Raw genomic sequence first — 19,466 nt, forward strand, 5'->3', positions numbered from 1 at the left:
CTGCTGTCGCCGGCGGCGATCGACGCCACGTCGATGATGTCGTTGACGACGACGGGCACGCTGCTGTCGGTGTTCGATCCGTTGCCGAGCTGGCCGGCGCCGTTCGAGCCCCACGCGACCACGGTGCCGTTCGTGCGGAGGGCCAGGGTGTAGTGGAAGCCCGCGGCGACGGCGGAGACTCCGGTCAGGAAGCTGGTACAGGGCGCGGTCTGCCCGACGGCGCACACCTGCACGGGCGTGGAGCTCGGGGTCAGGGTGCCGTCGCCCAGCTCGCCGCTGCTGTTGCTTCCCCAGGTCCAGACGCTTCCGTCGGACCGCAGCGCCACATTGTGCTGGTGGTCGCCGTCGGCCGCGACCACCTGGTCGAAGGGCTTCGGGCACGGGGAGCCGCCGCACACCCCGACCGGGGTGGTGGACAACTGCGTCGTGGCGCCGTCGCCGAGCTCGCCGTCAAAGTTGATGCCCCAGGCGACGGCGGTGCCGGGCGCGGCGGTCTGCCGGTCGGCCGCGCGCCCGCCCGGTGCGTGTGACGCCTGCGCCGCCGCCGGGGCGAGGCCGACGGCCAGCAGCGCCGCGGCACAGACGGCCGCGAGCCGCTTGCGCACTGATCCGGGCCCGCCCGGCGGCAGGGGGTTTCCTCTCATGGTCACCTCTCGGTTCGGGGGCCCTTGAATCGGGGCTGTCGAGAGGAAGCCTTCGGGCGCTCCGCCCGGCCTGCCAGTCATGCCGGGCAACCGGCTGATCACTCACTTGGCGCGGCCCGGCGCCCGCGTCACCCCGGCGCCCGCGTCACCCCCGGCGCCCGCGTCACCCCGGCGCCCAGGTAGCCCGGCGGCGGCGCCTTCGGCGCCCAGGTCACCCCGGCGGCCGCCCTGTCGGCGCCCAGGTCACCCCGGCGGCCGCCCCGTCGGCGCCCACGTCACCCCCCCCGGGCCGCCGCGCCGTCGACATCCGTGTCACCTCGGCGGCCGCGCCGTCGGCCCTCGCGTCACCCCCGCGGCGGCGCCGTCGACCCCCGTACCACCAGCTCGGCCGGGATCGCCGCCGCGCCTCCCGGCGGCGCCGGCTCCGTGCCGAGCGCGAGCCGTCCGGCGCGGGCCCCCGCCTCGTACAGCGGCAGTCGTACGGTCGTCAGCGCGGGCACCACGTCGACGGAGAACGGCAGGTCGTCGAAGCCGGCCACCGAGACGTCCCCGGGGATGCCCAGGCCCCGCTCGCGCAGCGCCGCGCAGACGCCGAGGGCGACGGTGTCATTGGCGGCGACGACGGCGGTCAGGTCCGGGGCGCGGCGCAGGAGTTCGACGGTGGCGGTGTGGCCGGCGGCGCGGTCGTACGGGCCGTGCGCCGTGGGTCCCTCGGGCACCCCGGCCGCGGCGAGGGCCGCCCGGTGGCCCTCCAGGCGGTGCCGGGTGGTGGTCCGGCCGGCCGGTCCCGCCACGTAACCGATCCGCCGGTGACCGAGGGCCAGCAGGTGCTCGGTGAGCAGGCGCGCCCCGGTGCGGTTGTCGAAGGCGAGCGTGGCGGCGGCGACGCCGGGGACGGGCGGCCGACCGCACAGCACCACCCGGGTCCCGCCCTCGGCGAGCCGTGCCAGCTTGGCCGTGACCGCCGCCTGGTGCTCGTCGTCCTCCAGGGAGCCGCCGGTGAGGATGACGGCGGCGGCGCGCTGGCGCTGGAGCAGGGTGAGGTAGGTGAGTTCGCGCTCGGGGGAGCCGCCGGTGTTGCAGACGACGGCGAGCTTCTCGCTCCCGGCGAGTCCGGGGTCGCCGGCGCCCATCGCGCCCTGCGCCGCGCCCGCCATGATCCCGAAGAACGGGTCGGCGATGTCGTTGACGAGGATGCCGACGAGGTCGGAGGTGGCGGCGGCGAGCGAGCTCGCGGGGCCGTTGGGGACGTAGTCCAGCTCGTCGACCGCGTGCATCACCCGCTCGCGGGTGGCGGCGGCGACCGGGTAGTTGCCGTTCAGGACGCGGGAGACGGTCGCGGGGGAGACCCGTGCGCGGGCGGCCACGTCCGCCAGGGTGACGGTCATCGCGTACGTACCTCCGGGGCCCTTGTCGACGGTGATGTCGGCAGGCTAGCGTCACCGTCGACAGAAAGCGCTTTCTACCGTGCTTTCTCCCGCGCTTTCCACCGCCCTTTCTCCCGCGCTCCCTCGCGCTTTCCCTCGCGTCTTCCCTCCCCTCCGCCCCGCCCGTCGAACGAGAGGAACCCCTCCGTGACCCGCAGGACAGTCCGCATCGCCATGAACGGCGTCACCGGACGCATGGGCTACCGCCAGCACCTCGTCCGCTCGATCCTCGCCCTGCGCGAGCAGGGCGGCCTCGACCTCGGCAACGGCGAGACCCTGTGGCCCGAGCCGGTCCTCGTCGGCCGCCGCGAGCACGCCCTGCGCGCCCTCGCCGAGCGGCACGGCCTGACCGAGTGGTCCACCGACCTCGACGCCGTCCTCGCGGACGACAGCATCGACATCTACTTCGACGCCCAGGTCACCTCCGCCCGCGTCGACGCCCTCACCCGGGCCATCGCCGCCGGCAAGCACGTCTACACCGAGAAGCCCACGGCCGCGGACCTGGCCGGCGCCCTCGGACTCGCCCGCCTGGCCGAGGCGAAGGGCATCCGCCACGGCGTCGTCCAGGACAAGCTGTTCCTGCCGGGCCTGCGCAAGCTCAAGCGGCTCGTCGACGGCGGATTCTTCGGCGAGATCCTCTCCGTGCGCGGCGAGTTCGGCTACTGGGTCTTCGAGGGCGACTGGCAGCAGGCCCAGCGCCCCAGCTGGAACTACCGCGCCGAGGACGGCGGCGGCATCGTCGTCGACATGTTCCCGCACTGGGAGTACGTGCTCCACGAGCTCTTCGGCCGCGTCACCTCCGTCACCGCCACCGTCGCCACCCACGTCCCGCGCCGCTGGGACGAGCAGGGCAAGCCCTACGAGGCCACGGCCGACGACGCCGCGTACGGCATCTTCCGGCTGGCGGGCGGGGCCGTCGCGCAGATCAACTCCTCCTGGGCGGTACGGGTCCACCGCGACGAACTCGTCGAGTTCCAGGTCGACGGCACCCACGGCTCCGCCGTCGCCGGGCTGCGCGGCTGCCGCGTCCAGCACCGCTCCGCCACGCCCAAGCCGGTCTGGAACCCGGACCTGCCGCTCGGCGCGGGCCCGTCCTTCCGGGACCAGTGGCAGGAGGTGCCGGACAACGAGGAGTTCGACAACGGCTTCAAGGCGCAGTGGGAGCTGTTCCTGCACCACGTCGTGCTCGGCGAGCCGTACCACTGGGACCTGCTCGCGGGCGCGCGCGGCGTGCAGCTCGCCGAACTCGGGCTCAGGTCGGCGGCCGAGGGCCGCCGGTTCGAGGTCCCGGAGGTGACGCTGTGAGCCCCGACCGCGTGAGCCCCGCTGCCGCGCGGGCGAGCACCGTACCCCCGAACCCCGCCCCCGCCCGCGTGAGTCCCGCGCGCCCGAGCCCCGGCCGCGTGCGTCCTGCATCCGTCCGGCTGCCCCAAGCCGGCGGCGGGCTGCGGGCGTACGAGCCGCGCGCCGAGCCCCTCGCGCTCACCGCGACCGGACGGCCGCCGACCTCCCGTACCGTCTTCTCCGCCGCGCACGTCGTCGCCGACCCGTACGCCGACACCACCCCCGGCGGCCCCGCCGCCGTCGACTGGGACGCCACCCTCGCTTTCCGCCGCCACCTGTGGTCGCACGGGCTCGGCGTCGCCGAGGCGATGGACACCGCACAGCGCGGCATGGGCCTGGAGTGGGCGGGGGCCGCCGAGCTGATCCGCCGCTCGGCCGCCGAGGCGAAGGCGGTGGGCGGCCGGATCGCCTGCGGAGTCGGCACCGACCAACTCACCCTCCCCGCCGACCTGTCGTCGATCCGGCGGGCCTACGAGGAGCAGCTCGCCGTCGTCGAGGAGTCGGGCGCCCAGGCGATCCTCATGGCCTCGCGCGCCCTCGCGGCGACGGCGACCGGGCCCGAGGACTACCTGGAGGTGTACGGGCAGCTGCTGCGCCAGGCGGCCGAGCCGGTGATCCTGCACTGGCTGGGCCCGATGTTCGACCCGGCCCTGGAGGGCTACTGGGGTACGGCGGACCTCGACGCGGCGACGGACGTCTTCCTGGAGGTGATCGCGGCCCACCCGGACAAGGTCGACGGCGTCAAGGTGTCGCTGCTCGACGCGGGGCGGGAGATCGCGCTGCGGCGCAGGCTGCCCGACGGCGTCCGCTGCTACACGGGCGACGACTTCCACTACCCCGAGCTGATCGCGGGCGACGCCCGGGGATTCAGCCACGCGCTGCTCGGCGTCTTCGACCCGCTGGGCCCGCTGGCGGCGGAGGCGGTGCGGGTCCTCGACACGGGCGACACGGCCGGCTTCCGTGCCCTCCTCGACCCGACCGTCGCGCTCTCCCGGCACCTCTTCGAGGCCCCGACCCGCTACTACAAGACCGGCGTGGTCCTCCTCGCCTGGCTCGCCGGCCACCAGGACCACTTCACGATGGTCGGCGGCCTCCAGTCCGCCCGCTCCCTCCCGCACCTCGCCCGGGCGTACGAACTCGCCGACGGACTCGGCCTGTTCCCGGACCCGGCGCTCGCGGCATCCCGCATGCGTTCCCTGCTCACGGTCTATGGAGTGCCCCGGTGAACCTCGACCGCCTCAGCGTCAACCAGATGACCGTCAAGCAGCTCCCGCTGCCCGACCTGGTCGCCCAGTGCGTCCGGCTCGGCGTCCCGGGCGTCGGCCTGTGGCGCGAACCCGTGCGGGAGTACGGGGTCGAGGCCGCCGCCGCGCTGGTCCGGGACGCCGGGCTGACCGTCACCACCCTCTGTCGCGGCGGCTTCTTCACGAGCGACGGATGGGAGGCGGAGAACCGCGCGGCGATCGACGAGGCCGTCGCCCTCGGCACCGACACCCTCGTCCTCGTCTCCGGCGGCCTGCCGGCCCGCGGCCCGGGCCCGCGCGACCTGCCCGCCGCCACCCGCGACCTCCCAGCCACCCGCGACCTGCCCGCCACTCGCGACCTTGCCGCCACCCGCGACCTGCCCGCCACTCGCGACCTTGCCGCCACCCGCGACCTGCCCGCCGCCCGCGCCCGCATCGCCGGCGCGATCGCCGCCCTCGCCCCGTACGCGGCCGAGCGCGGCATCCGCCTGGCCATCGAGCCCCTCCATCCCATGTTCGCCGCCGACCGCTGCGCGATCTCCACCCTCGACCAGGCCCTGGACATCGCCGGGCGCTTCCCCGCCGACGAGGTGGGCGTCGTCGTCGACACCTACCACCTCTGGTGGGACGACCGCGCCCCGGCGGCGGTGTCCCGCGCGGGCGCCGAGGGCCGTATCCACTCCTTCCAACTGGCCGACTGGATCACCCCGTTGCCGGCGGGCGTGCTGAACGGCCGGGGTCAGCTCGGGTCGGGAGCGATCGACCTGGCCGCGTGGTGCGAGCTGGTGGAGAAGGCGGGCTACCGGGGCCCGGTGGAGGTCGAGCTGTTCAACGACGAGCTGTGGGCGCGGGACGGCGTGGAGGTCCTGGAGGAGACGGTGGAGGCGTTCCTGGCAGTGTGAGCGGGGCCTGGGGCGGGGCCGCCCTCCCCGGTTTTCCACAGCCCCGCCCCCGCTGTCCGAGCCCTTCGCTACCGTCGGATCATGTCCAATCCCGCAGTGGTCGAAGGCGTCCTGGAGCGGATCACCTACGCCAACGAGGAGAACGGGTACACGGTCGCCCGCGTCGACACCGGCCGTGGCTCCGGCGAGCTGCTCACCGTCGTCGGGTCGCTGCTCGGTGCCCAGCCGGGGGAGTCCCTGCGGATGGAGGGGCGCTGGGGCTCGCATCCGCAGTACGGACGGCAGTTCACCGTGGAGAACTACACGACCGTGCTGCCGGCCACGGTCCAGGGCATCCGCCGCTATCTGGGCTCGGGCCTGATCAAGGGCATCGGGCCCCGGATCGCCGAGCGGATCGTGGACCACTTCGGCACGGACACCCTCGACGTCATCGAGACCGAGCCGAAGCGGCTCATCGAGGTGCCCGGCCTCGGGCCCAAGCGGACGAAGCTGATCGGCGCGGCCTGGGAGGAGCAGAAGGCGATCAAGGAGGTGATGGTCTTCCTCCAGGGGGTCGGCGTGTCGACCTCCATCGCCGTGCGGATCTACAAGAAGTACGGGGACTCCTCGATCTCCGTCGTGAAGAACCAGCCCTACCGGCTCGCCGCCGACGTCTGGGGCATCGGCTTCCTCACCGCGGACCGGATCGCCCAGGCCGTCGGCATCCCGCACGACAGCCCGGACCGGGTGCGGGCCGGGCTGCAGTACGCGCTGTCGCAGTCGTCCGACCAGGGGCACTGCTTCCTGCCGGAGGAGCGCCTGATCTCGGACGCCGTGAAGCTTCTCCAGGTGGACACGGGCCTGGTCATCGACTGCCTGGGTGACCTCGCCGAGGATCCGGAGGGGGTCGTGCGGGAGAAGGTGCCGGGACCGGAGGGGCTGCCGGTCACGGCCGTGTACCTGATCCCGTTCCACCGGGCCGAGCTGTCCCTCGCCGGTCAGGTCCGCCGTCTGCTCACCACCGACGAGGACCGGATGCCCGGCTTCCAGGACGTGGCCTGGGACAAGGCGCTGGCCTGGCTCGCGGACCGTACGGGCGCCTCGCTCGCGCCGGAGCAGGAGCAGGCGGTGCGGCTCGCCCTGACCCGCAAGGTCGCGGTGCTGACCGGCGGACCGGGCTGCGGCAAGTCGTTCACGGTCCGGTCGATCGTGGAGCTGGCCCGGGCCAAGCGGGCCAGGGTGGTGCTCGCCGCTCCCACCGGCCGGGCGGCGAAGCGGCTCGCGGAGCTCACCGGGGCGGAGGCGTCGACCGTGCACCGGCTCCTGGAGCTGAAGCCGGGCGGCGACGCGGCCTATGACCGGGACCGGCCGCTCGACGCCGACCTGGTCGTGGTCGACGAGGCCTCCATGCTGGACCTGCTGCTCGCGAACAAGCTGGTCAAGGCGGTGGCACCGGGTGCCCACCTGCTCCTGGTGGGGGACGTGGACCAGCTCCCGTCGGTCGGCGCGGGCGAGGTGCTCGGCGATCTGCTCGCCCCGGGCAGCCCGGTCCCGGCGGTCCGGCTGACCCGGATCTTCCGGCAGGCGCAGCAGTCCGGGGTGGTCACCAACGCGCACCGGATCAACGCGGGCGTCCCGCCCGTCACCACCGGCCTGCCGGACTTCTTCCTTTTCGCCGAGGAGGAGACGGAGGACGCCGCCCGGGTGGCGGTGGAGGTCGCCGCCCGCCGGATTCCCGCCAAATTCGGCCTCGACCCGCGCCGCGACGTCCAGGTCCTCGCCCCCATGCACCGGGGCCCCGCCGGCGCCGGCTCGCTCAACGGGCTGCTCCAGCAGGCGATCACCCCGGCCCGCCCGGACCTGCCCGAGAAGCGCTTCGGTGGCCGGGTCTTCCGGGTCGGCGACAAGGTCACCCAGATCCGCAACAACTACGAGAAGGGCGCCAACGGCGTCTTCAACGGCACCGTGGGCGTCGTCACCTCCCTCGACGCGGTCGAGCAGCGGCTCGTGGTCCGCACGGAGGAGGACGAGGAGGTGCCGTACGACTTCGACGAGCTGGACGAGCTGGCCCATGCCTACGCTGTGACCATCCACCGCTCGCAGGGCAGCGAGTACCCGGCCGTGGTGATCCCGGTCACCACCAGCGCCTGGATGATGCTCCAGCGCAACCTGCTCTACACGGCCGTCACCCGCGCCCGGCAGCTCGTGGTGCTCGTCGGGTCGCGCCGCGCGATCGCCCAGGCGGTGCGTACGGTTTCGGCCGGTCGCCGCTTTACCTCACTGGCCCATCGGCTCACAGGGGCCACTCTGGTGTGAAAGATCACGGAGGACTACCGGAACCGGGGCGAAGGGGGCAGGATGAGCAGGTTGGCGGCACTGAGTGCCGCCAAATGGCCCAATGGTCGACCCCGAGTGCACTCTCCTGAGCCAAATGGGGGATGGTAGAGACAGTCAGGGCACCTCGAAGAAGAGGCACTACGTCGGTGAGGGATGACGTGAGCGACAACTCTGTAGTACTGCGGTACGCGGACGGTGAATACACCTACCCGGTGGTCGACAGCACCGTCGGCGACAAGGGCTTCGACATCGGCAAGCTCCGAGCCCAGACCGGTCTGGTCACCCTGGACAGCGGATACGGCAACACCGCCGCCTATAAATCCGCCATCACCTACCTCGATGGTGAGCAGGGCATCCTGCGGTACCGCGGCTACCCCATCGAGCAGCTGGCCGAGCAGTCCACCTTCCTGGAGGTGGCGTACCTGCTGATCAACGGTGAGCTGCCGAAGGCGGACGAGCTCACCACGTTCCAGAACGAGATCACCCAGCACACGCTGGTCCACGAGGACGTCAAGAACTTCTTCCGCGGCTTCCCGCGGGACGCCCACCCGATGGCGATGCTGTCCTCCGTGGTCTCCGCGCTGTCCACCTTCTACCAGGACAGCCACAACCCGTTCGACGAGAAGCAGCGCCACCTCTCCACGATCCGGCTGCTCGCCAAGCTGCCGACGATCGCGGCCTACGCGTACAAGAAGTCGATCGGTCACCCGTTCGTCTACCCGCGTAACGACCTCGGCTACGTCGAGAACTTCCTGCGCATGACCTTCTCGGTCCCGGCCCAGGAGTACGACCTGGACCCGGTCGTGGTCTCGGCGCTCGACAAGCTGCTGATCCTGCACGCGGACCACGAGCAGAACTGTTCGACGTCCACCGTCCGTCTGGTCGGCTCCTCGCAGGCGAACATGTTCGCCTCGATCTCCGCCGGCATCTCGGCCCTGTGGGGCCCGCTGCACGGTGGCGCCAACCAGTCCGTCCTGGAGATGCTGGAGGGCATCCAGGCCAACGGCGGCGACGTCGACTCCTTCATCCGCAAGGTGAAGAACAAGGAGGACGGCGTCCGCCTGATGGGCTTCGGCCACCGGGTGTACAAGTCCTTCGACCCGCGCGCCAAGATCATCAAGGCGGCGGCGCACGACGTCCTGTCGGCCCTCGGCAAGTCCGACGAGCTGCTCGACATCGCGCTCAAGCTGGAGGAGCACGCGCTCTCCGACGAGTACTTCGTCTCGCGCAACCTCTACCCGAACGTGGACTTCTACACGGGTCTGATCTACCGCGCGATGGGCTTCCCGACCGAGATGTTCACGGTCCTCTTCGCCCTCGGCCGCCTCCCGGGCTGGATCGCCCAGTGGCACGAGATGATCAAGGAGCCGGGCTCCCGCATCGGCCGCCCGCGCCAGATCTACACCGGTGTCGTCGAGCGCGACTTCGTCCCGGTCGAGGCCCGCTGACCCGAGGTCACCGCACTGCCGTGAGACCGGCCGAGCCGTAAGCGGAAGCGCCCCGCCGTCGATCCCCCCACGGGTCGACGGACGGGGCGCTTCCCATATCCCCGGTGCGGATTCCCCCCACGGGATCCGGGCCGGGCGCCGTGCGGCGCGGTCTGCCGGGGTACGTATACGGGAGGGCCGCTCAAAGCTCCCCGGTGCACGTGCCCCGGCCGCGCTTGCCTGGGACGTCCCCCAAGACATCCCATGAACGTCCCCCAAGACGTTCTCGGCATCGCCCACTTAGACTCGCGAACGGCCCAGATGGTTACCCCCAAATATCTGTGATCTAGATCTCTTTGTGAAGGTCCTGTGAGTCACGTGTAGGTCAATTCACGAGAACCGGCGCAGCCGCAGGCTGTTCGTGACGACGAACACGGACGAAAAGGCCATCGCTGCGCCGGCGATCATCGGGTTGAGCAGTCCGGCCGCCGCCAGCGGCAGCGCGGCCAGGTTGTAGCCGAAGGCCCAGCCGAGGTTCCCCTTGATCGTCGCGAGGGTCCGCCGGGACAGCCGGATCGCGTCCGCCGCGACCCGCAGGTCCCCGCGCACCAGCGTGAGGTCGCCCGCCTCGATGGCCGCGTCGGTGCCGGTGCCCATCGCCAGACCCAGATCCGCGGTGGCCAGGGCCGCGGCGTCGTTCACGCCGTCGCCGACCATGGCGACCGTGCGCCCCTCGGCCTGGAGCCGCCTGACCACGTCCACCTTGTCCTGCGGCAGCACCTCGGCGATCACCTCGTCGATGCCGACCTCCGCCGCCACCCGCTCGGCCACGGCCCGGGCGTCCCCGGTGAGCAGCACCGGTCGCAGCCCCAGGCCGCGCAGCCGGGCCACCGCCTCCGCGCTGGTCCCCTTGACCGCGTCGGCGACCGTGAGGGTCCCGCGCGCCCGCCCGTCCCAGGCCACGTGCACCACGCCCGCAGCGGCCTCCGCGGGCACGTCGACGCCCTCGGCCGCGAGCAGCCCGGCGCGTCCGACGAGCACCAGATGCCCTTCGACCGAGCCCCGCACCCCGAGCCCGGGCACGTTCTCGAAGGTCTTCGGTACGGGAAGCTCGCCGACCTTCTCGGCGGCGCCGGCCGCGATCGCCCGGGCCACCGGGTGCTCGGAGGAGTGCTCCAGGGCGCCCGCGAGCCGCAGCAGCTCCGCCTCGTCCGTGCCGCCGGAGCCGTAGGCGCCCCCGTACACGTGCACGCCGGTCAGCTCCATCCGGCCGGTGGTGACCGTGCCGGTCTTGTCGAGGACGACGGTGTCGACGCGGCGGGTGGACTCCAGGACCTCCGGGCCCTTGATCAGGATGCCGAGCTGCGCGCCGCGGCCGGTGCCGACCATGAGCGCGGTCGGGGTGGCGAGGCCGAGGGCGCACGGGCAGGCGATGATCAGGACGGCGACGGCGGCCGTGAAGGCGGCCGTGGTGTCGCTCGTGGCGAGCAGCCAGGTGACGAGGGTGCCGAGCGCGATCAGGATCACGACGGGCACGAAGACGGCCGAGATGCGGTCGGCGAGCCGCTGCACCTCGGCCTTGCCGTTCTGGGCGTCCTCGACGAGCCTGGCCATGCGGGCCAGCTGGGTGTCGGCGCCGACCCGGGTGGCCTCGACGACGAGGCGACCGGAGGTGTTGACGCAGCCGCCGGTGACGGCGTCGCCCGGGATCACGTCGACGGGCACGGACTCGCCGGTCAGCATGGACGCGTCGACGGCGGAGTCGCCTTCGGTGACGGTGCCGTCGGTGGCGATCTTCTCCCCGGGCCGTACGACGAAGCGGTCGCCGACCGCCAGCCCGTCGACCGGGATCCGTACCTCCGTGACGCGCCCGTCGGCGCCGGCCCGCAGGACGGTCACGTCCTTGGCGCCGAGCCGCATCAGGGCGCGCAGGGCGGCGCCGGCCTTCCGCTTGGCGCGGGCCTCCAGGTAGCGGCCGAGCAGGAGGAAGGTGACGACCCCGGCGGCGACCTCCAGGTAGATGGTGGAGGAGGCGTGGTCGCGGGAGACGGTGAGGTCGAAGGTGTGCCGCATGCCGGGCATGCCGGCGTCGCCGAGGAAGAGCGCCCAGAGCGACCAGCCGAAGGCGGCGAGCGTGCCGACCGAGACGAGGGTGTCCATGGTGGCGGCGCCGTGCCTGAGGTTCGTCCAGGTGGCGCGGTGGAAGGGCAGGCCGCCCCAGACGACGACGGGTGCGGCGAGGGTGAGCGAGAGCCACTGCCAGTTCTCGAACTGGAGGGCCGGGACCATCGCGAGCAGGACGACGGGCAGGGCGAGGACGGCGGAGACGGTGAGCCGCTCGCGGAGCGAGGCGAGCTCGGGGTCCCGCTCCGGCTCCTCCTGCCCGGCGGGCTCGGGCTCGGGCTCCGGCGGAGGGGGTTCCTCGGCGGTGTAGCCGGTCCTGACGACCGTGGCGATCAGCTCGGCGACCGGGACCGCGGCCGGGTGTTCGACCCGGGCCTTCTCCGTGGCGAAGTTGACGGTGGCCGTCACCCCGTCCATCCGGTTGAGCTTCTTCTCGACGCGGGCCGCGCAGGAGGCGCAGGTCATCCCGCCGATCGTCAGCTCGGTGATCGTGGAGGTCATCAGCGGTTCCAAAGGGGAGCAGGGCCGTACGTAGTCACCGTACGGCCCTGCGGCAGCGCTGCGGGAACGCCTTCCGGGCGAGGCTCCGGGCGATGCCCTGACCGACGCCCTGGGTGAGCGAGGCTCTAGGCGAGGCCGACCAGTTCGTAGCCGGCCTCGTCGACGGCGGCGGCGACGGCCTCCTCGTCGAGCGGGGCGGCGGAGACGACGGTGACCCGGCCGGTCGCGGCGACGGCCGTGACCGAGGAGACGCCGGCGATCTCGGAGATCTCGCCGGCCACCGCGCCCTCGCAGTGGCCACAGGTCATGCCCTTGACCTGGTAGACGGTGGTGAGTTCGGTCTTCGTCTCGGCGGTCATCGGCTCTCCTCTTCGAGGCGTTCGGGGTGCGCGGTCCCGCGCGTCGCGGGTCCGTACGCCGTACTACCACCCAGTGTACCCCCAGGGGGTATCAATCCGCCCTGTGACCCTCCTCGCGCCGCTCCCGCGGCCGGGCCGAGCCCTATGGTATTCACCCCATATGTCGCATTCGGGGACCACGCTGATCCTGATCATGACGGTCGCCGTCCTGGCGCCGCTGCTCGCCTACGGGGCCGGCCGCTGGCTCCCCGTGCCGCTCGTCATCTTCGAGATCCTGCTCGGCATCGTCATCGGCCCCGACGTCCTCGGCTGGGCGGAGCCCGACGCGCTCGTCGACGGGCTCTCCCAGCTCGGCCTCACCATGCTGATCTTCCTCGCGGGGTACGAGATCGAGTTCGGCAAGGTCCGCGGCGACACCCTGCGCCGATCGGTGTGGGCCTGGCTGGCCGCCCTGGCGCTCGGCCTCGTCGCCGGCGTGCTGCTCGGCGGCGGCTACGACAAGGGCGTCTTCATCGGCGTCGCCCTGACCAGCACCGCCCTCGGCACCGTGCTGCCCGTGCTGCGCGACGCCGGCGATCTGCACGGGCGCTTCGGCTCCGTGGTCATGGCCTTCGGCGCGGTCGGCGAGTTCGGGCCGATCATCGCCATGGCGCTGCTGCTCAGCGGCCGCAAGCCGGCCGAGTCCACGGCGCTGCTCGCCGTCTTCGCCGCGCTCACGGCGGGCGCCGTCTTCTGGGCGCTGCGGCCGCGCCCGCCCTGGTTCTCCCGGATCATCGCCCGGACCCTGCACACCAGCGCCCAGTTCGCGGTCCGCTTCGTCTTCCTGCTGCTCGCCCTGATGCTGGGCGCCTCGCAGGCGCTCGGGCTCGACGTGCTGCTCGGCGCGTTCGCCGCCGGTCTCATCACCCGGCTGCTGCTCGCCGGGGCGGCGCCGGAGAGCGGGCCGCAGATCCTGGAGAAGGTCGAGGCGGTCGGCTTCGGCTTCCTCGTGCCCGTCTTCTTCGTCGTCACGGGCATCGAGTTCGACCTCGACTCGCTGCTCGGCGGCGGCCGTACGCTGCTGCTCCTGCCGCTCTTCCTGGCGCTGTTCCTCGTCGTGCGGGGCGGGCCGGTCTGGCTCCTGGCGCCGCGCGACCTCGGCCTGCGCGACCGGGGCGCGCTCGTCCTCTACGGCTCCACGGCGCTGCCGCTCGTCGTCGCGATCACCACCATCGGCGTCGACGACAAGGCGCTCACGGCAGGTGAGGCGGCGGCGCTGGTCGGGGCCGGGATGGTGTCGGTGCTCGTGTTCCCGCTGCTCGCGATGCGGCTGCGGGCGGCGGGGGAGGGCGGCCCGGTGTCCGGGCGCGCGGAGGAGCGGGAGCAGGAGCGGGAGCGGGTCACGGGCTCGGAGTCGTGGTGAGTGCCCGGTCCGTCAGGAGCGGGCCGAGGTACCGCAACAGGACCGTCTTCAGCTCGGTGATCACCGCCTCCCGCTCCTGACCCTCGGGTGCGGCCAGGACGAGAGCGAGTCCCGCCTTCACGATGGCGAAGATCATGTCGGAGATCCGGGTGCGCTGGGCGGCCTCGCTCGCGGGCAGGTAGTGGGCCATCAGTTCGCCGACCGCGGCCAGCATCGAGGCGTGCAGGGCATCGTGCTCCTCGGCGATCCGGCCGGGGATCTCCGAGCCGTGCATGAGCGCGAGGAAGACCGGGTTCTGGCAGTTGAACTCGATCAGGGGGTCGAGGACGGCGTCGACGAGCTCGGGGAGCGGCAGGCCCAGGTTCGCTGTGGTGAACGCCTGGCCGTGGGCCGCCCGCATGTCGGCGAGCAGCCGGTCGCCGAGTTCGAGGGCGATCGCCTCCTTGTTCGGGAAGTACTGGTAGAGCGTGCCGGGCGAGACGCTCGCCTCGCGCGCGATCGCGTTGGTGCTCGCCGCCGTGTAGCCCTTCGCGCAGAAGACGTTCGCGGCGGCCTGGAGCAGCTGCGCGATGCGGCGCTCGCCGCGGGCCTGGCGGCGGCGCGGCTTCGTTTCCTCGGGGGTCGTCCCGGGAGTCTCCTCGGACATGGCTGTCCCCAGCTCTCTGAACGCGATTGACAAACACGAGAGGTCGCTCGCATTCTTGAAAAACGCGAGTTATCACTCGTGTTTGCCAGTCTATGGGCAATGGACGGGCACTGGACGACCCCCGCACGGTCTGCGGGGGCCACGGTGAAGGGGACACCGCCTCATGGCCGAAGTCAAGAAAGCGCTGCTCACGGGGGGTGGGTCCGGGCCGGTGGGCGACGGGCCGGTGGGTGACGGGCCGGTGGGTGACGGGCCGGGTGGCTGGACGAGATTCGTCACGGCCCGGCCGCGCCTCTCGCTCCTCCTCGCGCTCGTGATCACCGCGCTCGCGGTGTTCGCCGGCAGCGGTGTCGCCGACCGGATGGGCAGCGGCGGCTGGGAGGACCCGGACGCCCAGTCCACGTACGCGCTCAAGACCCTGGAGCGGGAGTTCCCCGCCTCCCAGCCCAATGTGCTGCTGCTCCTCGACGCCGGCCGGGCCGGGGTCGACTCCCCGGCCGTCGCCGCCGAGGCCCGGCGGCTCGCCGCCCGGCTCGACGCCGAGCCGGGCGTCGCCGGCGTCGGCTCCTACTGGCAGACCGGCTCCCCGGCCCTGCGCTCCAAGGACGGGCACCAGGCCGTCATAGCCGCCCGGATCGACGGCGACGAGAAGGCCGCCGGCGCGGTCCTGGAGCGCATCGCCCCCGAGTTCCGCGGCACCCACGGGCCCGTACGGGTCTCCGTCGGCGGCCCGCTCGCCGTCCGCCACGAGATGCAGACGCTCATCCAGGAGGACCTGCTGCGGGCCGAGCTGATCGCCCTGCCGCTCACCCTCGTGCTGCTCGTCATGGTCTTCGGCAGCGCCGTCGCCGCCCTGCTGCCGCTCGGCATCGGCGTCGTCGCCATCCTCGGCACCAACGCCGTGCTGCGCGGCCTCACCGAGGTCACCGACGTCTCCGTCTTCGCCCTGAACCTCACCACCGCCCTCGGCCTCGGACTCGCCATCGACTACGCCCTGTTCGTGGTCCGGCGCTTCCGCGAGGAACTGGCAGGCGGAGCCACGCCGGCGACGGCCGTCGCCACCACGCTGCGCACCGCCGGGCGGACCGTGCTCTTCTCCGCCCTGACCGTCGCCGTCTCCCTCGCCGCCATGATGGTCTTCCCGCAGTACTTCCTGCGCTCCTTCGCGTACGCCGGCATCGCCGTCGTCCTGCTGGCCGCCGCGGCGGCCCTGATCCTGCTGCCGGCCGCGCTGCTGCTCCTCGGCGACCGGGTCAACGCCCTCGACCTGCGCCGGCTCTTCCGCCGCAAGTCCGCCCAGGGCGCGCAGAGCGCCGAGGAAGGCACGGGCTGGGGACGGGCGGCGGCCCTCGTGATGCGGCGGGCGCCCTGGTTCGCCGTCGCCACCGCCACCGGGCTCGTGCTGCTCGGACTGCCCTTCCTGGGCGTCACGTTCGGCACCGCCGACGACCGGCAGCTCCCGGCCACCAGCGAGTCCCGCGTCGTCCAGGACCAGCTCCGCGACGGCTTCCCCGGCAACCCCGGCGGCGCGCTCACCGTGCTCGCCGAGGGCCGGGCCACTCCCGGCCAGTACGCCGACTACCGGGACCGGATCGCCCGGCTCGACGGGGTCGCCCGGGTCGACGGGCCGGTGACCTCCCCGGCCGGCGGGCGGGCCCGCGCCTACTTCACGGTCGTCCCCCACGGCGAGAGCGTCGGCGCCGGGGCCCAGCGGGTGGTCGGCGAACTGCGCGCCGAGCGAGCCCCGTTCGACACCTCCGTCACCGGCGTCGCCGCCGTCCTCGTCGACTCCAAGCACGCGATAGGCGGGCGGCTGCCCTGGGCGGCCGGCATCATCGCCGTCGTCACCCTGGTCCTCGTCTTCCTGCTCACCGGCAGCGTCCTCATACCGGTCCAGGCCGTCGTGCTCAACGCGCTCAGCCTCACCGCCATGTTCGGCGCCGTCGTCTGGGTCTTCCAGGACGGCCACCTCTCCGGACTGCTCGGCTTCACCCCGAGCGGCGACATCGAGACCACCCTGCCCGTCCTGATGTTCTGCGTGGCCTTCGGACTCTCCATGGACTACGGGGTGTTCCTGCTCTCCCGGATCAAGGAGGAGTACGACGCCACCGGCGACCACGAGCACGCCGTTCGCTTCGGACTGCGCCGCACCGGCGGCCTGATCACCGCGGCCGCCGTCATCCTGGCCGTCGTCATGGTCGCGATCGGCACCTCCCGGGTCACCAACACCAAGATGCTCGGCCTCGGCGTCGCCCTCGCCGTCCTCATGGACGCCATGGTGGTGCGCAGCCTGCTCGTCCCGGCCGTCATGAAGCTGACGGGCCGCCTCACCTGGTGGGCCCCCGGGCCGCTGCGCCGCCTCCACGACCGCTTCGGCATCAGCGAGGGCGGCGACGGCAACGGCGGCGGTGGCAACGGCCACGGAGGCGGTGGCGGTGGCAACGGCGGCGGGATACCGGAGGCGCCCCGTTCCGAGGGGGAGCGGGCGCCCGAGCCGGTCGGCTAGGACCTCCGGTTTCCCGGTCGGTTGGCGACCCAGGCGTGGATGGTGTCCGCGTACCAGTAGGGCTTGCCCGACTCGACGTGGTCGGGGGCCGGGAGCAGCCCGTGCTTCCGGTAGGAGCGGACCGTGTCCGGCTGCACCCTGATGTGCGCGGCGATGTCCTTGTACGACCAGAGCCTTCTGTCCGTCATGCGTGGCACCTCTCCTGCGTGTCCGGCGGCCTCGGCGCGGGGGCGCCGTCGGGGGAGTCGCCGGACGTCACTGGTGATCACTGAGCCTGTGCCCGGAGAGCGGCCCCTGCCGACAGGAGGAGAGCGGCTGTTGAGCGCCTGTGACGGAAAACCCGCGTAATGGAGATATGTGTGACGAAGGGAGGACGGATGGAACGAAAGTGACACACCGCATCAGCGGGACATCAGTAACCGCAGGAGCGGAGGAAGTGGCGGGTGCGCTCGGCGATCGGGTACGGCCGGTCCGGGTCGCACGGGTACATGTCCTGCTCGACGATCGCGAACAGGTCGACGTCCAGGGCCCGCGCGGCGGCGAGGACCGGTTCGAGGGCCGGGATACCGGCCGGTGGCTCGCACATCACCCCGCGGGCCACCGCCGGGCCGAACGGCACCTCGTCGGCGACGACCTGGGCCAGCACTTCGGGATCGACCTGCTTGAGGTGCAGGTAGCCGATCCGCTCGCCGTAGGTCTCGATCAGCTTGACGCTGTCGCCGCCGCAGTAGGCGTAGTGCCCGGTGTCCAGACAGAGCGAGACCAGGTCCGGGTCGGTGGCGTCCAGGAAGCGGGTGACGTTCTCCTCGCTGTCGAGATGGGTGTCGGCGTGCGGGTGGACGACGATCCGCAGGCCGTAGCGCTCCCGGACCTCGTGGCCGAGCCGCTCGGTCAGACCGGTCAGATGGCGCCACTGCTCGGCGCCGAGGACGCGGTCCTCCAGGACGGCGCCGGTGCGGTCGTCCCGCCAGAAGGAGGGGATCACGACCAGGTGCTCGGCGCCCATCGCCTGGGCGAGGGCAGCGTTCTCGGCCACATGTCCCCAGGTCCGCTCCCACACCTCCGGGCCGCGGTGCAGCCCGGTGAACACGGTCGCGGCCGAGACGCTCAGCCCCCGGTGGGCGGTCTCCTCGGCGAGGACGCCCGGATCGGTGGGCAGATAGCCGTACGGGCCGAGCTCGATCCAGGCGTATCCGGCGCCCGCCACCTCGTCGAGGAACCGCTGCCACGGCACCTGCCGGGGGTCGTCCGGGAACCACACCCCCCAGGAGTCGGGGGCGGAACCCACACGGATACGGGACGGCGGCGACGGGTTCGTCGGGATCGTCATGAATGCCACCTTGGGACGGACCCGGAAAGCCGTCAAGACGTCGTCCGACGGCGCGTCCGAATGTCAGGACATGTCGTTGACACCGTCCGGGGCCGTGGATAGACCTGGGGCGTGGGCCCGGGGGGCCGTGGCGAGAGGTGACGTGGCATGGCGGCGGAGCCGTACGACCAGCCGTACGACCTGATCACGATGGGCCGGCTCGGCGTGGACCTCTATCCGCTGCGGGTCGGGGTGGAGCTGGCCCGGGCCGAGACCTTCGGGAAGTTCCTCGGCGGCTCGCCGGCCAACGTCGCCGTCGCCGCCGCGCGCCTGGGCCGGCGGGTCGCACTCGTCAGCCGCACCGGCGCCGACCCGTTCGGCACGTACCTGCACCGCGAGCTGCGGGCGTTCGGGGTGGACGACCGCTGGGTGACCGAGGTCGCCGCCCATCCCACGCCGCTCACCTTCTGCGAGATCTTCCCGCCCGACCACTTCCCCCTTCACTTCTACCGCCACCCCAAGGCCCCCGACCTGGAGATCCACCCCGGCGAGCTGGACCTGGCGGCCCTGCGGACCGCGCGCGCCTTCTGGGCGACCGGCACCGGCCTGAGCGCCGAGCCCAGCCGCTCGGCCACGCTCGCCGCGCTGCGCGAGCGGGCCGCGCACGCCGCTCCCGACGCGCCGACCGTCTTCGACCTGGACTGGCGGCCCACCCTCTGGGACGGCGACACGCCCGCCGACGAGGCCCGGCCGCTCTACCGGGAGGCGCTGCGGCACGCCACGGTCGCCGTCGGCAACGTCGAGGAGTGCGAGATCGCGACCGGTGAGCGCGAGCCGCACGCCGCCGCCCGCGCCCTGCTCGCCGCGGGCGTGCGGCTCGCCGTCGTGAAACAGGGCCCCAAGGGCGTGCTCGCCCTCGCCGCCGACGGCACCGGCGCCGAGGTCCCGCCGCTGCCGGTCGACGTCGTCAACGGCCTCGGCGCGGGCGACGCGTTCGGCGGCGCGCTCGTCCACGGCCTGCTCGCCGGCTGGGACCTGGAGCGGGTGCTGCGCCACGCCAACGCGGCCGGCGCGATCGTCGCGGGCCGGCTCGCCTGCTCCTCCGCGATGCCGTACGACACCGAGATCGCCCTCGCACTGGAGCACGGCACCGGCTCGATCCCCGAGAACTCCGACATCCCCGAGAACCCTGACCTCCTCGGGGCCAGGGGCCCGGGGAACCCCGAGAATCGCAGCCCCGGGAACCCCGAGGACCTCGGCCCCGGGGACCCCGAGATCACCCGGAACTCCCCGCGCGGCCGGTGAGGCCGCCGGA

15 protein-coding genes are annotated in these 19,466 nt (G+C 72.9%); 8 read left to right on the forward strand and 7 right to left on the reverse strand.

The features are described from left to right. Together ACWEJX_RS05725 and ACWEJX_RS05730 are read right to left on the reverse strand one after the other, a co-directional pair. The coding region (locus ACWEJX_RS05725) for an RCC1 domain-containing protein (RefSeq protein ID WP_451606260.1) at positions 1-644 on the reverse strand (644 nt) is incomplete at its 3' end. Between the two features lie 344 nt (positions 645-988). Next, entirely contained in the window at positions 989-2,032 is a 1,044-nt protein-coding gene (locus ACWEJX_RS05730) for a LacI family DNA-binding transcriptional regulator (protein ID WP_451606261.1), read from the reverse strand. Positions 2,033-2,218: 186 nt separating this feature from the next. Here ACWEJX_RS05730 and ACWEJX_RS05735 point away from each other — a divergent pair, with 186 nt between their 5' ends. The 5 genes from ACWEJX_RS05735 to ACWEJX_RS05755 all read left to right on the forward strand — a co-directional run bounded on the left by ACWEJX_RS05735 (position 2,219) and on the right by ACWEJX_RS05755 (position 9,325). Then, a complete protein-coding gene (locus tag ACWEJX_RS05735; RefSeq protein ID WP_451606262.1) occupies positions 2,219-3,376 on the forward strand; it encodes a Gfo/Idh/MocA family protein in 1,158 nt (385 codons plus the stop codon). Positions 3,377-3,474: 98 nt separating this feature from the next. Beyond that, the gene (locus tag ACWEJX_RS05740; RefSeq protein ID WP_451606263.1) at positions 3,475-4,641 is read left to right on the forward strand and encodes a dihydrodipicolinate synthase family protein; all 1,167 of its coding nucleotides are present in this window, start codon (positions 3,475-3,477) and stop codon (positions 4,639-4,641) included. Positions 4,642-4,667: 26 nt separating this feature from the next. Beyond that, positions 4,668-5,561: a sugar phosphate isomerase/epimerase family protein gene (locus tag ACWEJX_RS05745; RefSeq protein ID WP_451606350.1), complete on the forward strand. Its 894-nt coding sequence runs from the start codon at positions 4,668-4,670 to the stop codon at positions 5,559-5,561. A gap of 81 nt (positions 5,562-5,642) precedes the next feature. Beyond that, a complete protein-coding gene (gene recD2 / locus ACWEJX_RS05750; protein ID WP_451606264.1) occupies positions 5,643-7,856 on the forward strand; it encodes an SF1B family DNA helicase RecD2 in 2,214 nt (737 codons plus the stop codon). A gap of 179 nt (positions 7,857-8,035) precedes the next feature. Then, positions 8,036-9,325 (forward strand): citrate synthase, encoded by a 1,290-nt coding sequence (locus tag ACWEJX_RS05755; protein ID WP_403792697.1) that lies wholly within the window; start codon positions 8,036-8,038, stop codon positions 9,323-9,325. A gap of 369 nt (positions 9,326-9,694) precedes the next feature. Here ACWEJX_RS05755 and ACWEJX_RS05760 read toward each other — a convergent pair whose 3' ends face one another. Both ACWEJX_RS05760 and ACWEJX_RS05765 read right to left on the reverse strand, forming a co-directional pair. Further along, the gene (locus ACWEJX_RS05760) at positions 9,695-11,929 is read right to left on the reverse strand and encodes a heavy metal translocating P-type ATPase (RefSeq protein ID WP_451606265.1); all 2,235 of its coding nucleotides are present in this window, start codon (positions 11,927-11,929) and stop codon (positions 9,695-9,697) included. Between the two features lie 125 nt (positions 11,930-12,054). Further along, positions 12,055-12,288 carry a cation transporter gene (locus ACWEJX_RS05765; protein ID WP_403792700.1) on the reverse strand — a complete coding sequence of 78 codons (234 nt, stop codon included), beginning with the start codon at positions 12,286-12,288 and terminating at the stop codon, positions 12,055-12,057. 160 nt (positions 12,289-12,448) lie between these two features. On the opposite strand from ACWEJX_RS05765, the gene ACWEJX_RS05770 reads away from it, so the two are divergent. Next, on the forward strand, positions 12,449-13,690 hold the full coding sequence (locus ACWEJX_RS05770; protein ID WP_451606266.1) for a cation:proton antiporter: 1,242 nt from the start codon (positions 12,449-12,451) through the stop codon (positions 13,688-13,690). Here the strand turns inward: ACWEJX_RS05770 and ACWEJX_RS05775 are convergent. Beyond that, positions 13,668-14,336 carry a TetR/AcrR family transcriptional regulator gene (locus tag ACWEJX_RS05775; protein WP_451606267.1) on the reverse strand — a complete coding sequence of 223 codons (669 nt, stop codon included), beginning with the start codon at positions 14,334-14,336 and terminating at the stop codon, positions 13,668-13,670. The genes ACWEJX_RS05770 and ACWEJX_RS05775 overlap by 23 nt on opposite strands. Positions 14,337-14,499: 163 nt before the next feature. Here ACWEJX_RS05775 and ACWEJX_RS05780 point away from each other — a divergent pair, with 163 nt between their 5' ends. Continuing rightward, the gene (locus tag ACWEJX_RS05780; RefSeq protein WP_451606268.1) at positions 14,500-16,842 is read left to right on the forward strand and encodes an MMPL family transporter; all 2,343 of its coding nucleotides are present in this window, start codon (positions 14,500-14,502) and stop codon (positions 16,840-16,842) included. On the opposite strand, the gene ACWEJX_RS05785 is transcribed toward ACWEJX_RS05780, so the two are convergent. Both ACWEJX_RS05785 and ACWEJX_RS05790 read right to left on the reverse strand, forming a co-directional pair. Next, entirely contained in the window at positions 16,839-17,030 is a 192-nt protein-coding gene (locus ACWEJX_RS05785) for a helix-turn-helix transcriptional regulator (protein WP_451606269.1), read from the reverse strand. The two genes, ACWEJX_RS05780 and ACWEJX_RS05785, sit on opposite strands and share 4 nt — an antisense overlap. 224 nt (positions 17,031-17,254) lie before the next feature. Further along, positions 17,255-18,172 carry a sugar phosphate isomerase/epimerase family protein gene (locus ACWEJX_RS05790; RefSeq protein ID WP_451606270.1) on the reverse strand — a complete coding sequence of 306 codons (918 nt, stop codon included), beginning with the start codon at positions 18,170-18,172 and terminating at the stop codon, positions 17,255-17,257. A 147-nt stretch (positions 18,173-18,319) separates the two neighbouring features. Between ACWEJX_RS05790 and iolC the strand changes: the two genes are divergently transcribed. Then, the gene (gene iolC, locus ACWEJX_RS05795; protein WP_451606271.1) at positions 18,320-19,456 is read left to right on the forward strand and encodes a 5-dehydro-2-deoxygluconokinase; all 1,137 of its coding nucleotides are present in this window, start codon (positions 18,320-18,322) and stop codon (positions 19,454-19,456) included. Positions 19,457-19,466: the final 10 nt, after the last annotated feature.

The organism is Streptomyces sp. NPDC004788 (genome assembly GCF_053601115.1).